This window comes from Bacillus sp. MUM 13 (assembly GCF_001866725.1).
Lineage (GTDB): Bacteria > Bacillota > Bacilli > Bacillales > DSM-1321 > Peribacillus.
The window spans coordinates 1-14,960 of the sequence record NZ_MLYQ01000081.1; the positions used below are offsets into that span (position 1 = coordinate 1).

At 43.1% G+C, this 14,960-nt stretch carries 11 protein-coding genes and 1 pseudogene; 5 read left to right on the plus strand and 7 right to left on the minus strand.

Features of this window, described 5'->3' with window-relative positions; genetic code table 11:
• Nucleotides 1-309: 309 nt before the first annotated feature.
• Together BIV59_RS17180 and BIV59_RS17185 are read right to left on the minus strand one after the other, a co-directional pair.
• Complete coding sequence (locus BIV59_RS17180) at nucleotides 310-2,511, minus strand: sensor histidine kinase (RefSeq protein WP_071352683.1); 2,202 nt, start codon at nucleotides 2,509-2,511, stop codon at nucleotides 310-312.
• Nucleotides 2,489-3,184, minus strand: a complete 696-nt coding sequence (locus BIV59_RS17185) for a response regulator transcription factor (RefSeq protein ID WP_071352684.1) — start codon at nucleotides 3,182-3,184, stop codon at nucleotides 2,489-2,491. Before BIV59_RS17185 ends, BIV59_RS17180 begins: the two co-directional genes overlap by 23 nt.
• Nucleotides 3,185-3,426: 242 nt before the next feature.
• On the opposite strand from BIV59_RS17185, the gene BIV59_RS17190 reads away from it, so the two are divergent.
• The 4 genes from BIV59_RS17190 (at nucleotide 3,427) to pepT (ending at nucleotide 8,735) form a co-directional block, all read left to right on the plus strand.
• Nucleotides 3,427-4,893, plus strand: coding sequence for an alpha-amylase (locus BIV59_RS17190; RefSeq protein ID WP_071352685.1), 1,467 nt, complete (start codon nucleotides 3,427-3,429; stop codon nucleotides 4,891-4,893).
• A 263-nt stretch (nucleotides 4,894-5,156) separates the two neighbouring features.
• Entirely contained in the window at nucleotides 5,157-5,639 is a 483-nt protein-coding gene (locus BIV59_RS17195; protein ID WP_071352686.1) for a hypothetical protein, read from the plus strand.
• A gap of 348 nt (nucleotides 5,640-5,987) precedes the next feature.
• Nucleotides 5,988-7,346 (plus strand): MATE family efflux transporter, encoded by a 1,359-nt coding sequence (locus tag BIV59_RS17200; protein WP_071352687.1) that lies wholly within the window; start codon nucleotides 5,988-5,990, stop codon nucleotides 7,344-7,346.
• Between the two features lie 150 nt (nucleotides 7,347-7,496).
• Nucleotides 7,497-8,735: a peptidase T gene (gene pepT / locus BIV59_RS17205; RefSeq protein ID WP_071352688.1), complete on the plus strand. Its 1,239-nt coding sequence runs from the start codon at nucleotides 7,497-7,499 to the stop codon at nucleotides 8,733-8,735.
• A gap of 119 nt (nucleotides 8,736-8,854) precedes the next feature.
• Here the strand turns inward: pepT and pulA are convergent.
• The 5 genes and pseudogenes from pulA to BIV59_RS17230 form a co-directional block, all read right to left on the minus strand.
• Nucleotides 8,855-10,744 (minus strand): annotated as a pseudogene (gene pulA, locus BIV59_RS17210) (type I pullulanase); the annotation flags it as partial.
• A 173-nt stretch (nucleotides 10,745-10,917) separates the two neighbouring features.
• Nucleotides 10,918-12,492, minus strand: a complete 1,575-nt coding sequence (locus BIV59_RS17215; RefSeq protein WP_071352690.1) for an MDR family MFS transporter — start codon at nucleotides 12,490-12,492, stop codon at nucleotides 10,918-10,920.
• Between the two features lie 11 nt (nucleotides 12,493-12,503).
• Complete coding sequence (locus tag BIV59_RS17220; RefSeq protein WP_071352691.1) at nucleotides 12,504-13,223, minus strand: polymer-forming cytoskeletal protein; 720 nt, start codon at nucleotides 13,221-13,223, stop codon at nucleotides 12,504-12,506.
• A 16-nt stretch (nucleotides 13,224-13,239) separates the two neighbouring features.
• Entirely contained in the window at nucleotides 13,240-13,983 is a 744-nt protein-coding gene (locus BIV59_RS17225; RefSeq protein ID WP_240501937.1) for a polymer-forming cytoskeletal protein, read from the minus strand.
• On the minus strand, nucleotides 13,974-14,600 hold the full coding sequence (locus tag BIV59_RS17230; RefSeq protein ID WP_071352692.1) for a YhbD family protein: 627 nt from the start codon (nucleotides 14,598-14,600) through the stop codon (nucleotides 13,974-13,976). Before BIV59_RS17230 ends, BIV59_RS17225 begins: the two co-directional genes overlap by 10 nt.
• Before the next feature lie 187 nt (nucleotides 14,601-14,787).
• Here BIV59_RS17230 and BIV59_RS17235 point away from each other — a divergent pair, with 187 nt between their 5' ends.
• The gene (locus BIV59_RS17235; RefSeq protein WP_481747447.1) at nucleotides 14,788-14,910 is read left to right on the plus strand and encodes a DUF4023 domain-containing protein; all 123 of its coding nucleotides are present in this window, start codon (nucleotides 14,788-14,790) and stop codon (nucleotides 14,908-14,910) included.
• Nucleotides 14,911-14,960: the final 50 nt, after the last annotated feature.

Here is a 14,960-nt window from a genome sequence, read left to right on the forward strand (position 1 = left end):
TGCGGGGTCTCACCTTCCCGCTAATCCCGCAGGAGTCTCGCACCTTACGCTCCAATCAACCTGATTTAACAATATGATTGCCTCGCAGAACTATTAAAAAACAACAAACTTTAGACCCTCAAAATAAATACATTCATTTTTTTCTCATCCTCAAGGAGATGCCTTTAGTTATTTGCCTCAATTTTCGCCCTCCTATTCTTCCAGACAATCACTCATAAGATTTGATAACCCGTTAAAGCTCTTTTTTCTAAGCATCCTTTAGCACCAGTGTATGGCAATAAAAAATAATTCATGAAAAACACATCATATTTAAATGGACTCAATTATGATGGAAACCTTAAACAAATCCCCGTCCACTTCAATATCCATGCTGCCGTCATGCAAATCCATGATGGACTTTGCAATAGCGAGGCCAAGGCCGGATCCTTCTGTATGGCGCGAGGTGTCTCCGCGCTTGAATCGTTCAAACATTTCATCGACATTATCACCGAGCTCGTATTTAGTGACATTTTTAAAGACAATAACTGCATGGCCGTTAGTTTCATTAAGGGAAATGTAGACTCTCGTATTTTCCAGTGAATATTTCATGATATTGCCTATCAGATTATCAAAAACCCTCCATAGCTTTTGTCCATCCACTAAAGCATAAACTGGTTTTTCTGGACAGGTTACCCGAACGGTTAATGATGATTTCTGAATCGCTTCGTCATATTCTGCCAGGGACTGCTGCAGGAGCTGGACGATGTCTGCCTTTTCCTTAACAAGCTCAATGGAACCGCTCGCCATTTTAGAAGCTTCAAATAAATCATCAATCAGTAATTTAAGCCTTTTGGACTTTCTATCAATGATTTCAATGTACTCTCCTCTTTTTTCCCTTGTGGTTTCCTCTTTCTTCAGCAGCTCAGCGTACGTTATGATCGAAGTCAGCGGTGTACGGAGGTCATGGCTCACATTTGTAATCAGTTCCGTTTTAAGCCTCTCGCTTTTCGCTTGCTCTTTTCTGGAGGCTTTAACTCCATGCTTAAACGTATTAATATGTGCAGCAAGCTGTCCGAGTACCGAACTTCCTTTTACGGCTAAATCCGGTTCATTGAACCCGTCAGCAACCCTGCCTGCATGCTGAGCTATAATGTTTAGATAGCTCACTTTTTTTATAAGGAAGAATAACGCCGGAAAAGCAACCAGCAGCAGAAGCGGTATATATATGACAATTAAATGATTGACCGCTATCACACCTGCAAATCCCGCTCCGGCAAAAAAGACAATGGCAAGCATGATAAATAATTGGATTCCTGTGTTTCGATAAAGGAAAGTGTTGGCCGTATTCGTAAAAACCTTATAAATCAGCGATTGCTGATATTCCTGCTCCATGCTGATTTTGCTGTCCCTTCTCTTCCAAAAAACTGCCTGCAGCAGCAATATTGATAACGGGATAGCAGAAATCAGTGTTTGGATCAGCACTCTCTTTACAATGGAAAGGGAATCATCCGGTTCATAAATATATATGCTCTCCTCCAAAAAATACATAAAAGTGCAGAAGCCTGACAGAGCTAACAAAAGCAGTCTGACATCAATAGGAATACGATTATAATAAACTTCTGGACTTTTAAAGGAAAATCCGTTCATTACTCCTGTTTTTTTATATAAAAACAAACAAATCAAAAGTGATGCCATTCCCCCTGCAAGAAGGGCTGTGTACCATCTTTGGGTTTTCTTATAAGATTGATAGTTTGCCATAACAGCAGTATCCTCAGGAGCAGTTTTAACAATCCCGATTTTCCCTTTTAAATAATGTTTAGGCAGCTCAGTTATACTATCCGGTTCATCGAAATAGCCTTTTTCCACAGGGAAATACTGCCCGCCGGCTGATGACGGATAGCTCTTTACAAAAAGCATGTCTTTCCTGCTAAAGTAGCTTTCAGGCTTATCATCACTGCTGATATTGAGGTTGGTGTACGTCTTGCCTGTTGCCATATCCTTCAAATAGTAGCTGAATACTGCTTTACTTTGGTTATAGTCTGACCGGTAATCTCCCAGCTTTCTGAAATAATCAATAATCGTCTGTTTTTTTTGTTCAATGATTTTATTTTCCACATACTTGTCACTTTTAAAATTACGGGTGATATCATCGATTTTCCGGTTTCGTTCTGCTGTATATAAATTTGCGGCTTCTTTATTAGCCTTTGCATCCGCAATCTTTGACTCATATTGATTTTTTATATTCGTGATCTGCTGTGTAAGGCTCCCATATCTATACCGGTGCTCTTGAATTTCATCCGGGGTTACCTTAATTTCTCTAATCAGAGCATCTTTATCATGTTCCGTTATTTCAAAAGCAGCCAGAAGAGATGTGAATTGCTCGTACTCGCTTGAGAAGTCAATTGATTGAAAGTAGCTTTTTCCTATGTATTTGCTTCCGTACGCAAATGCGGATACAATTCCATTAATGCCTAGTGCGAGCAGCAATAGCCAAGTGATGACCAGCGTCCTATTTTTCCATTTTGTATCCAATTCCCCATACCACCTTTAAATATCTTGGATTCTTCGGATCAATTTCGATCTTTTCCCTGATTTTGCGGATATGAACAGCTACGGTGTTTTCTGCATTATATCCAGGTTCCTTCCAGACACGTTCATAGATATCGTGAATTGAGAATACACGCCCTGCATGGACCATCAATAGCTCGACGATTTTATATTCAATCGGTGTCAATTTCACCGCCTCACCATTTACAGCCACTTCTTTTTCTTCCTGATTTAACGTCAAACCATGAAGATCGATGACTCTTGATGCACCTTCATATGTACCAAGCAGCACATATCTCCTGAGCTGGGATTTTACCCGGGCTATCAATTCCAGCGGATTAAACGGCTTTGTTACATAATCATCCGCCCCTACCTGAAGGCCAAGAATTTTGTCTGTATCTTCACTTTTTGCGCTTAATAATATGATCGGGATGTTTCTTTGCTCGCGAATTTTAAAGGTTGCCGCTATTCCATCCATCTTAGGCATCATAATATCAAGAATGATCAGATGGACGCTCTGCTTCTCCAGGATCTCCAGAACTTCGGATCCGTTTGCGGCCTGTACCGCCTTGATGCCTTCATAAGATAGGTATATTTCAATGGCATCGCGAATTTCCCTTTCATCATCTGCAATCACCACGGTAAAATCCTGATTCATCTAACCTCACACTCCTTTCTCAAATATAACAGAATCACCCTTGAAGTTATTTACATTTTAAGCAAAATTTCTTAACAATTATTTAGTATAAATCTTAAGAGTTTCTTAAGATTCACCAGTCATGACAGTCAGTTTTCAGGGTAAAGGATAGTTGTTTACATTCTTAGACTATTGGGTAAATTGAATTCATTCATTAGATGACGACAGATGATAAAGAAATCAGGAGCAGGGGGTAATGTTTAGTGGAAAGGAATCATACCATCATGCAATTTTTCGAGTGGCATATTAAGCCCGATGGTTCGCATTGGAACGTACTGAGAGATTCTGCTTCTCAACTAAAGGATATCGGGATTGATTCAGTATGGATTCCGCCGGTAACAAAGGGACAATCTGCTGAAGATACCGGGTATGGGATTTATGATGGATATGATCTTGGCGAATTTGATCAAAAAGGAACCGTCCGTACAAAGTATGGAACGAAAGAAGAGCTTCAGGAGGCCGTTGCAGCCTGCCGGGAGCAGGGTGTTTGCGTGTATGTGGATGTGGTGATGAACCATAAAGCCGGCGCAGATGAAACAGAAGCCTTTCAGGTCGTTGAAGTAGATCCCATGAACCGGAACGAAGAGATATCAGAGCCTTTCGAAATTGAAGGATGGACCAAATTCACTTTTCCCGGCCGCAAAGGGAAATACTCTGACTTTAAGTGGAATTTCCAGCATTTCAATGGTACCGATTATGATGCTAAAACAGATAAATCTGGGGTTTTCAGGATATTAGGCGAAAACAAAAAATGGAATGAAAATGTCGATGATGAATTTGGAAACTATGATTACCTGATGTTTGCCAACATTGACTACAATCACCCTGAAGTCACTGAGGAAATGATTTCTTGGGGAAAGTGGCTTTGTGAAAATGCGTCATGCGATGGGTTCAGGCTTGATGCCATAAAGCATATCAACCATGAGTTTATCAGGCGCTTTGCACAGGAAATGCTGGAGCATAATAATGGGAATTTTTATTTGCTTGGCGAGTTTTGGAATCCTGATCTCGATGCCTGCCGGAATTTCCTTGATGAAACAGACTATCAAATCGATTTATTTGATGTTGCACTTCATTATAAATTGCATGCGGCTTCACAGTCTGGCAGAGACTTCGATATGACGACAATCTTCGATGATACGCTGGTACAATCGCATCCGCTCAATGCAGTGACATTTGTGGACAACCATGATTCACAGCCCCATGAGTCACTGGAATCATGGATTGAAGATTGGTTCAAGCAAATCGCATATTCACTTATCCTTCTTCGCAAAGATGGATATCCTTGTGTATTTTATGGAGATTATTATGGAATCGGCGGACCTGCACCGCAGCCGGGGAAAAAAGAAGCGCTCAATCCCCTTTTGTTTGCGAGATATCATAAGGCATACGGCGAGCAGGAGGATTATTTTGATCATCCTAATACCATTGGATGGGTAAGGTTTGGAACGGAGGAAATTCCCCATTCCGGATGTGCTGTGGTTATTTCTAACGGCGATGAAGGAGAAAAGCGGATGAACGTTGGAGAACACCGGTCAGGACAGACCTGGGTGGATCTGACGGGTACACGTGACGAAAGCATTACTATAGAAGACAGCGGGTTTGCAGTTTTCCCTGTAAACGGAGGAAGTGTTTCCGTTTGGGCTGAACTGGAAACAGGCGGAGAATAATTATAAAAGCGTAATAAAAATCCCTCCTCGGTAGCATTTCCGGGGAGGGATTTTTATGCGGAGATATATTCCGGCATTGAATTATTGACGTTTTAATTTTTTTGTTTTTACAATATAACTCGGGATCTCATCAAAAGGCTGTTTTCGTTAACATTGCTGCTTCGGAACAGGGCAGCTGATTTAACAGCGGTGATTCTCATACAACTCATTAAAAATCAACAATCCTTAAGAAAAGAGCTTATCAAAAAAAAGGGCGTGAAAACTTGAGCACCAGAAGTAAAAGCATTGATATTGATACACATAAACAGCTGGCCATCCAGCTTTTTAATCAAACATGGGATTTAATAGAGAAGCAAGACCGGACAGCAGAAGACGAAGAACTGATGCTTTATGCAGCAAATGCCTCCCGCTACCATTGGGGAATTGCCGGGGATCCGCTTCATTTTGCACGGGGTGAATGGCAGATTTCCAGAGTATATGCCCTTCTCAAACGGCACGAGCCCGCGCTTCATCATGCCGAGAGGTCGCTTCAGCTGTGCAGGGAGAATGAACTAGGTGCTTTTGACACCGGATTTGCTTATGAAGCAATGGCAAGAGCGTTCACAGTGGCGGAAAATCAGGAAAACATGGTGAGATACACAGATTTAGCTATCCAGATGGTTGAAAACATTTCAAAGGAAGAAGATCAATCCTGGCTGCTGAAAAATATAGCGACAGTAAAAACGAATACACTGCCAGTTTTTTAGCTTATAGATTGTTGTTATTTCATAAATTTTCGAGGCAAACCTATTGTTAAAGCAAGCTGATTGGAGCCGAAAGGTGCGGAGACTCCTGCTGGATCTGCGTGACAGCTGAGACCCCGCAGACGCATGTTGAGGAGACTCAGCGCACGCCCCGCGGAAAGTGGAGCGTCCTGGAGAGGAAATCAGCCACTTGTTTAGACAGGAGCAGAGTTTACGAAAACAGCCTTTCGTAAAGAAAGCAATATTTTTTTATGACATTTTTTCCTATTCCCTTTACATTGCCCATATTTTGAGTAGAATGGAGGTTGTGTTTTTTATTTCCCTACTCGAAATACATAAAGGAGAATCATTTTGGGCTACAAAAGCAATAACTTTCAAGATCAGACTCTTTTCAATATTACTTGGCCAATTTTAATAGAATTAGCCCTTCATATGGGCATGGGTATGGTTGCCACCCTTATGCTCAGCCATTATTCTGATTCCGCTGCAGCCGGTGTCGGTGTTGCCAATCAGTTATTAAATATCTTTATTCTGGTGTTCACCGTTACATCCGTGGGAGCAACCATTTTGATTGGGCAAAGACTCGGGGCTCAGCAATTTAGTGAAGCGCGCCATCTTGCCAGATCTGTGTTCGGCTTGAACTTCTGGGCAGGCCTCTGCGTTGCTTTTTTCGTCTTTTTGTTCGGAGAGCATTTTTTGCGGCTGTTCGGCATAGAAGGGGAAGTTCTGGGCTATGGCCTGACTTTCATCCGCATCTGCGGGATCTCTCTTTTCCTGGAATCTATTTCTCTTGCATTAAGCGCAGTCCTTAGAAGTCATGGACATGTAAAGGAATCTATGATGGTGACAGTTATCATGGATGTCATTAGTGCAGGCGGAAACCTGCTGGCGACAGCGGGGATTTTCGGGTTGCCGGTGACCGGTGTTGCAGGCGTTTCCTGGGCTATGTTTGCTGCCCGAGCTTTTGCGGTTGCAGCCCTCTTATTTCTTGTGTACCGCAGGCTTTCATTAAGGCTTGGGATTGCCGATATCTTTCACGCCAGAAAAGCAGACATTAAGAATCTTCTGGCAATCGGAATTCCTTCAGCTGGTGAAAACCTGTCCTATCAGCTGTCACAGCTTTTCATAACCGGATTTGTTGTTACAATGGGGGCCCCTTCACTTACAGCAAGGGTATACATTTTGAATATTTCCATGGTCTGTTATTTATTTACCCTCGCAATTGCACAGGGTACACAGCTCCTTATTGCACGCTATATAGGGGGCAAACATTATGAACGGGCATTTAAGCGCGGAATAGGGACATTGAAAATAGCCATGGGTGCCTCTTTGGCCGCATCGCTGATTTTAGCCCTGTTCGGAAAGCCTGTTCTGCAGCTTTTTTCAAATGATGTGAATGTCATGACAGTAGGACTTCCTGTTTTATGGGCTATCGTATTTGTTGAACCAGGCAGGGCAATGAATATTGTACTGATGAATTCATTAAAATCAGCTGGGGATGTGAACTTCCCTGTTGTTATTGGGGTTATCTCCATGTGGGGAATCTCCGTCGTTTTCAGCTACATGCTTGGCGTCCACCTTGGCTTAGGATTGCTCGGAGTCTGGATCGCAACCGGCATGGATGAATGGCTTCGAGGATGCTTTGCCTTCAAGCGCTGGCTCTCTAAGCCCTGGGAAAGAAAAAAAGCAGCGGCAGCCGTTGCCGTTTAACATTAGGAAGCAGCTTGCATGCTGCTTCTTTTTTGTGCATTCCTTTCAGGGAACAGATAAGAAAAGCAAGTAATTTGAAACTTAACCTTATGGAAGAAATTCCTCGCGTGATAAGATAGAGATATTACTCAAGAAAGGCAGTTGATTAATATGAAGGAAGAAATAATCAAAAGGTTTACATCTTATGTGCAGGTCGACACACAATCCAGTGAAGAAAGCGAAACATGCCCTTCTACCCCAGGACAGCTGACACTTTTAAACATGCTTACAGAAGAGCTTAAGGAAATCGGCATGAATGATGTAACAATCGATGATAATGGGTACGTCATGGCGACCCTTCCCTCCAATACAGATAAGCAGGTTGAAACCATCGGGTTCCTGGCCCACGTGGATACTGCCACTGACTTCTCAGGCACAAATGTCAATCCAAAGCTGATCGAAAACTATGATGGCTCTGATATTATCCTTAATGAAGATCTACATATTGTTCTTTCACCTGAAAACTATCCAAACCTGTCTAACTACAAGGGACAGACACTCATCACGACAGATGGAACCACACTGCTTGGGGCAGACGACAAGGCAGGCGTCACTGAAATTATGACAGCCATGGCTTACCTGATTCAGCATCCCGAAATCAAGCATGGTAAAATACGTGTCGCCTTTACTCCGGACGAGGAAATTGGCAGGGGGCCGCATAAGTTTGATGTGGCTGCTTTTAATGCTGATTATGCATATACAATGGACGGAGGGCCTGTTGGTGAGCTTGAATATGAAAGCTTTAATGCAGCAGGTGCTAAAATCACGGTAAAGGGAAACAACATCCACCCCGGATCTGCCAAGGGCAAGATGGTCAACTCCGCTAAAATCGCGATGGAGCTCCAAAGTATGCTTCCGGCAGAACAGTCGCCGGAAAATACGGAAGGCTACGACGGGTTTTATCATTTGCTGTCCATCACTGGTGACGTTGAGCAAACCAGGCTTTCCTATATTATCCGTGATTTTGATAAACAAGAATTCGAGAACAAAAAGGCCAATCTTGAAAGAATCACAAGCGAGCTTAAAGAAAAATATGGACAGGAAAGCATCACCCTTGAATTGACTGATCAATATTACAATATGAAGGAAAAAATTGAGCCTGTTAAGGAAATTGTGGATATCGCCTATGAAGCTATGAAGAATCTTGATATCGAACCTAAAATATCCCCTATCCGTGGCGGCACGGACGGCTCCCAGCTTTCCTACATGGGCTTGCCTACTCCGAATATTTTTGCAGGCGGAGAAAATTTCCACGGGAAATATGAATTTGTCGCTGTTGAAAGCATGGTGAAAGCTGTCGGCGTGATAGTTGAAATTGCCAGGCTTTTTGAACAAAAAGCTGCACATTGATCAAACTCCTGACAGTATCTATGCAAACAAAAAGCTAACCCGGGGGTTAGCTTTTTGTTTTAGGCTCTTTTCAGGCGTTCCCATTGTCATAGCAGCAAAGATTACGAAAACGCCTTGCTTTATAAAGGAGCTTCCTCAGCTTTTAGTACGTATGAACAAATGGCCGGAACAGATGCTGTTTTCCCCGTAATCATTGAAAGAGGAACAGTTCCGGACTTACTTCCATCAGATAAAACAGCCCATCTGTCATTTCCGGGCAATTCAATACTCACTTCATACTGGTTGGCGTTATGAATGACGATGAACTTCTCTTGTTCACTTTGAATCATAAAAGCAACAGCCTGGGCTGGGGCATCCATAAAGGTAAGCTGTTCTTGAATTTCCTGATAAGAGCTCATCCGGAATGCAGGATAAGTCTTCCTTATTTCAATTAGCCCTTTCATATATTCTACTTCTTCATTAAACGCAGCACGCCGATTCCAATCCAGCTCATTCACGGAATCTGGTGACTTATAGCTGTCATGCTCCCCGCCTTTTGTCCGCATGAATTCCTGGCCTGCATGAATAAGCGGAATGCCCTGTGCAGTGAGGACGATGGAAGAAGCGAGCTTATGCATTTTTTTCCTGTCTTCCAAAGAGGCCCCTGGACTTACAATCTCAAGCTTATCCCATAAGGTATGATTGTCGTGGGCTTCTGCATACACAACCACCTGCTGCGGAGACTGAAAGGAAGCGAGCGAGGAGTCATAGCCAAATCCTCCTGCAATTCCTTTTTTTATCTCTTCCTCCAGGTGTTTTTTGCCGTTGATAAATCCCTGGTCACTATCTTCTAATGCGCTTCCTTTTATAGCATCCCGGATATGATCATTAAAATGGGCAATCCCGGGCATGGACGCCGCATTTTTCTGGTTTGCCTTTTTGTCAGGGGGCAGCGGGGTATCGAGATCCCATCCCTCACCCAGAATGATGATGGACGGATCAATCCGGCTAAGAGCGCTGCGCACCTCATTCATTGTTTCGACATCATGGATGCCCATTAAGTCAAATCGAAACCCGTCGAGATGGTATTCCCTGGCCCAATATACAACAGAATCCACAATAAACTTACGCATCATTTTCCGCTCAGAAGCAGTATCATTTCCGACACCCGTACCATTTGAAAGGGTCCCGTCTTCACCTGTCCGGAAATAGTAGCCTGGCACCAGCCTGCTGAAGTGGGACTCAGCGGCAGAATAGACATGGTTATAAACCACATCCATAATGACCCTCAGCCCCTTCTCGTGCAGGGTTCCAATCATTGTTTTCAGCTCGCGTATCCTGGTTTTCGGAGCAAACGGGTCAGTAGCATAAGAGCCTTCAGGTGCATTATAATTTTCAGGGTCATATCCCCAGTTATAGGAAGGATTCTGCAATTCGGTTTCATCCACCGTCGCGTAATCGAAAAAGGGCAGGATCTGGACATGGGTCACGCCTAAATCGAGAATATGGCTGAGGCCGGTATTCACGCCATCTGGCCCCCTGGTCCCAGATTCAGCAGCTCCAAGGAATTTCCCCTTATGCTTTATGCCGCTAAGTGGATGGATGGATAAATCGCGTATATGCATTTCGTAGATAATCGCATCTTCCGGTCCAGCGAGCAGCGGTTTTTTATCATTCCAATTTTCCGGATTGGTGCTTTCCAGGTCAACAACTGCCCCCCTGGTCCCATTAGCTGTGAGGGCACGGGCATACGGATCAACCGCTTCATTCCACTTTCCTTCCACCTTGACTTTATACGTATATAGAAGGCCGTCCTGGTTACCGGCCAATTCTGCTGTCCATGTTCCTTTTTCTGAACGGGCCATCGGGATTTCTTTTTTATCAGAATCATCCCCGATTCCATATGTCACAAGCAGTGCCTCAGATGCCGCCGGGGCCCATACCCGGAATTGTGTCTTATCAGCATCATACCTGCATCCCAGATCAGTTCCATCATAATAAAAGTATTTATCCAATTCATCAGCGCTTAAATGCCCTGCTTCATTCCTGTATTCTATATCTTTCAAAAATACCCCTCCATCTTTAAGATGCCTTAGAGTAAATTAATTCCACATTTCATGCCTGTTAAAACACAGAAGCAAAACTTCGTGAGAAAAGGAAAGGCACAGTAGCTATAAAAAGTACTGTACCTTGTTCCCCTCCATTATAAGCCTTTGTCAGAGGCCGGTTTCAGAGCTGTTTTTTTATCTCCCTTAGCACCTTGCTGCCTGTTTATAACCAGGCGCTCATTCCCCATTATGAAAATGAACAGAAAGGCCATTCCAGCTGGCACAAGCGCCCAGAGGAAGGTATGGACAATCGAGCTTGACAGGGCATCGATAATATTATGCAGAACCTGCGGCGGCATCATGCTGCGTGCATGTTCTGACAATAGCCCATTCGGGTCAGCGGATTTGAATCCGGGATCCGCAGCATTCCCTGCACCTGCCCCAAGCTTCTTAAATCCCTCCTTTAAAAGGTCCTTGAAGTCATTGTTCTGGATCGTTCCGTATACGGTGACACCAACTGTCATGCCAAGCGAACGGAGGAAGTTGCTTGTTGAAGAAGCCTGGCCGCGCTGCTCCATTCCAAAGCCATGGATGGCTGACATTCCGAGCACAGAGAATGAAAAACCGACTCCAAGCCCAACCACAATCATATATAAAGTGATCACAAACCTGCTGGTATCCGGGGTCAGAGTGCCAAGCAGGATGATGCCTGCTATTGTAATGACAGAAGAAATGAACATCACATTCCGGTAGCTCATCCGGGAAGCCAAAATCCCCCCAACTTGTGCAGTTACCGTTGAACTGAGCATCATCGGCAGTAGCAGAAGTCCGGAATTTGTTGCAGACCCCCCGTGCACACCCTGAATGAAAATCGGGATATAGGTAGTAGCACCCATGAAGGCAGCTCCGTAAAACATCCCAACCATTGTACTCCCTGCATATAAACGATTTTTAAACATTTTAAACGAAATAATCGGTTCGGCCGCGTTTCTTTCAATAAAAATAAAAGCAACGATCAATAAAATAAATCCTGAAAATAAACTTATGATTTCATTGGAATTCCATTCATATTTTTTGCCGCCAAGCTCTAACGCGAACATAAGGCAGACAACCGCGCCAACCAGTGCAATGGCCCCGAGCCAGTCGATTTTTTGCTTGCTATGGATGCTTGATTCTTTATAAAACAAAGCAATTAAAATAAATCCAAGTATGCCAAGCGGAAGATTAATATAAAAAACCCAATGCCAGCTGAGATTGTCTGTAATGTAGGCCCCAAGGAGAGGACCGAATATACTGGAAAGCCCGAAAACCGCACCAAACATCCCGCCCATCTTGCCGCGTTTTTCTGGCGGAAATATATCAAAAACAATCGTAAATGCTATAGGAATCAACGCACCTCCCCCGACTCCCTGTATAGCCCTGAAAATACTCAGCTGCGTAATATCTGTTGCGATTCCGCATAACGCAGAGCCGGCAAGGAACAAAATCATCCCCATCAGGAAGAAGATTTTCCTGCCATACATATCTGACAATTTACCGAAAATCGGCATTCCTGCCATTTCAGCCACCATATATGCAGAAATGACCCATACGAAGCTGTCCAGCCCCTTCAAGTCGCCGACAATGGTCCCCATAGCCGTAACGACGATAGTATTATCCATTGAAGCCATTAGAATGGCCAGCAGCAAGCCCGTCACTATCAGCTTTAATTTAGCGTTAGTTTGTTCCATGTGATCCTCCTTTAGCTTTTCCGTTCTTCATGAACAATAGAATCTTTAGACTTCTTATATATTCCTTGATGCTCGATAATATTAATCTCACAGCCTGGCCCAATTTCAATATTTCTGCCGCGGACGACTTCGGCTGCCGTGTATTCAAGGTAAATTTCATCTCCTTCAATAATGGAAGCCTTCATCTGCAGCATGGATTTTTTCAGCTGTAACATTTCGCCAAGACCTCCTTTGGCACGTATGCTGATCCTCTCCCCTCCAATTTCCCCTGCAAAGCTGTGATCATATCTTAATGACACATTAACTTCTTCAGCATTGAGCAATCCATCTATTTGGAATTGGCCCTGCGAGTTGAATACTTCCGCTTCAACATCTCCTCTGACAGTAAACCCTCCTTTTACTTCAATCTGTTCCCCCTGATAAGACCCATTAATATCCAGTGAACCCCTCACTTTACTTTCTTTGATCACTGCATCTCCCTGAATCTGGCAAGAACCGTAAATTTTCACCTTTTCGGCTTTTAAGTCCCCATTCAATTCAGCTTCCCCATATACAGACAGAGTTTCTGCCTTTGTATTTCCTTCAACTTTACTCCTGCCCATGATTTTGAAAGCCTGGCACTCGAGATGATCTGTAACGGAAGCCTCTCCGTTCACCTTCACTTTGCGGTATAATCCGCCCCCATAAGAACCAGATCCATTAATGGTTAAATTGCTTATTCCTGTCTCCATCATCCTGTCTCCTTTTTTATACTTTTCGGGACTCTTTCACTTGCGAAGCTTCTTCCTGTTCAAAAACACCCGAATATTCAACAAGGCCTATTTCACAGCCTTTTCCGATCTTCACATTTCTGCCGCGGACAATCTTGGCTTTCGTGCTTTCAAGTGCAATGTCATCACCTTCTATAATATCCGCAGTCAAAATATGATCAAAAAAAGGTTTTAACCATTGAAGGAAAAAATGATGATGGTATTTGACAGAAATGCTTTGGCCGCCAATTTCAGCAATTTGGCAATGCCCAAATGGCTCGATAGCAATCTTCTCAGCATTTAATTGGCCCTGGATTTTCACATTGCCCTGAACAAGGAAATCTTCTGCATCACAGTTCCCTGCTATGAATGCCCTCCCTTCAATCATGATACTGTCCGCCCTGACATTGGCGCCGAATGTTCCATTGCCTGAAACCTTCAGAATCTCTACTTGTACATTCTTTTTTATTTTCGCATTTCCTTCTGCCTTCAGCTCATTCCCTGAAATTTCTCCGTCCATCGTGCTATGACCGCTTATACGCGTTTTCTTTGAAACAATGTTACCCTTGAAGGTTCCCGAGCCATTGCACTCCAGATATCCGCAATCGACATCTCCATTCACAGTGCCTCTTCCATTTACACGAACGCTTCTAAACACGCCTCCATTTGAGGAACCATACCCGTTTATTTCAAGAACCCCTTTTTCTGCAAGCTCCACCTTAATCCCCTCCGTCATACCCATTTAATTTTGAGCTCCTCAGAGCATTTGGAAAAATCAATCGCCGAAATGATTTTTGTATCTTTTTCGAAATAAATATCCTCAGAGTTTGAAACGAGCAAACAAGATGATATACCAAACTTCCTGATGACCAGTAAAGACAATTCCTTATTTTTTCCCGATGACTCATACTTATCATGCAGAAGATGAAGCACCATTTTTCCTTCATCAAGGCTTATATCCCCTGATTTAAGCAGTTTTTCAAGGATATATATAACAAGCATGCTGTCAAATTGAAAGGAGTTATCCTTAAATCCGGTATGCTCTAAATAAAACTGGACCGTATATTCAGAGGCCACTCCCCTCCTTATTATTTCTTCCTTATTCAGTAGCTTTCCGCTTCCCGGTGCAAACATATCTGCTAATTCATCTAGTGATAAACTTTCTTTCATTGTTTGGATTCTTTCAATGCGTTCAAGGATACGTGACTTTGGAAAAAAGGTTTCCTGCCCGGTAAAGGTTGATTTTCTTATGAACCAGTCCTCTGGTATCAGGTCTTTTCTCTTCCATCTATACAGCTGTCCATATGAAATGCCGCTAATTTCCAGCAATTCCTTTTTGGATATCAAGTCTTCATTCATATTTGACGACACTCCCTTTTTGGTATTTTTAATGTAACATAACACTGTTACGTTATTCAATTATTTTTTTTCATTTTTATATGTAATACAAGGAATCGCCTGGAAGCATCCTATGAAATAGGCTTGCATGTTCTGCGGGCCGATGGGTGAATTTATAAACAAATCGGATAGAAGATGGAGGGATAACATGGTGGATAATACTGGAGAATTCGTTGAGAAGCTTCATGACAAACAGGAAAAGGATGAGGCGAACCGCAAACGCCAGGGAAAAGGAAAACCTACTAAAAAACTTCCAAACAAGCAGCACTGAGGGAATGGAACGCACCCGGCTTGAAATATGACAAACCTAAAAGCCGTGAT

What these genes read in the sequence shown, in the direction of transcription:
- BIV59_RS17185 (WP_071352684.1), bottom strand. Translation starts at nt 3,184, where the DNA reads ATGAATCAGGATTTTACCGTGGTGATTGCAGATGATGAAAGGGAAATT.
- pepT (WP_071352688.1), top strand. Translation starts at nt 7,497, where the DNA reads ATGAAGGAAGAAATAATCAAAAGGTTTACATCTTATGTGCAGGTCGAC.
- BIV59_RS17215 (WP_071352690.1), bottom strand. Translation starts at nt 12,492, where the DNA reads ATGGAACAAACTAACGCTAAATTAAAGCTGATAGTGACGGGCTTGCTG.
- BIV59_RS17220 (WP_071352691.1), bottom strand. Translation starts at nt 13,223, where the DNA reads ATGGAGACAGGAATAAGCAATTTAACCATTAATGGATCTGGTTCTTAT.
- BIV59_RS17225 (WP_240501937.1), bottom strand. Translation starts at nt 13,983, where the DNA reads ATGGGTATGACGGAGGGGATTAAGGTGGAGCTTGCAGAAAAAGGGGTT.
- BIV59_RS17230 (WP_071352692.1), bottom strand. Translation starts at nt 14,600, where the DNA reads ATGAATGAAGACTTGATATCCAAAAAGGAATTGCTGGAAATTAGCGGC.
- BIV59_RS17235 (WP_481747447.1), top strand. Translation starts at nt 14,788, where the DNA reads ATGGTGGATAATACTGGAGAATTCGTTGAGAAGCTTCATGACAAACAG.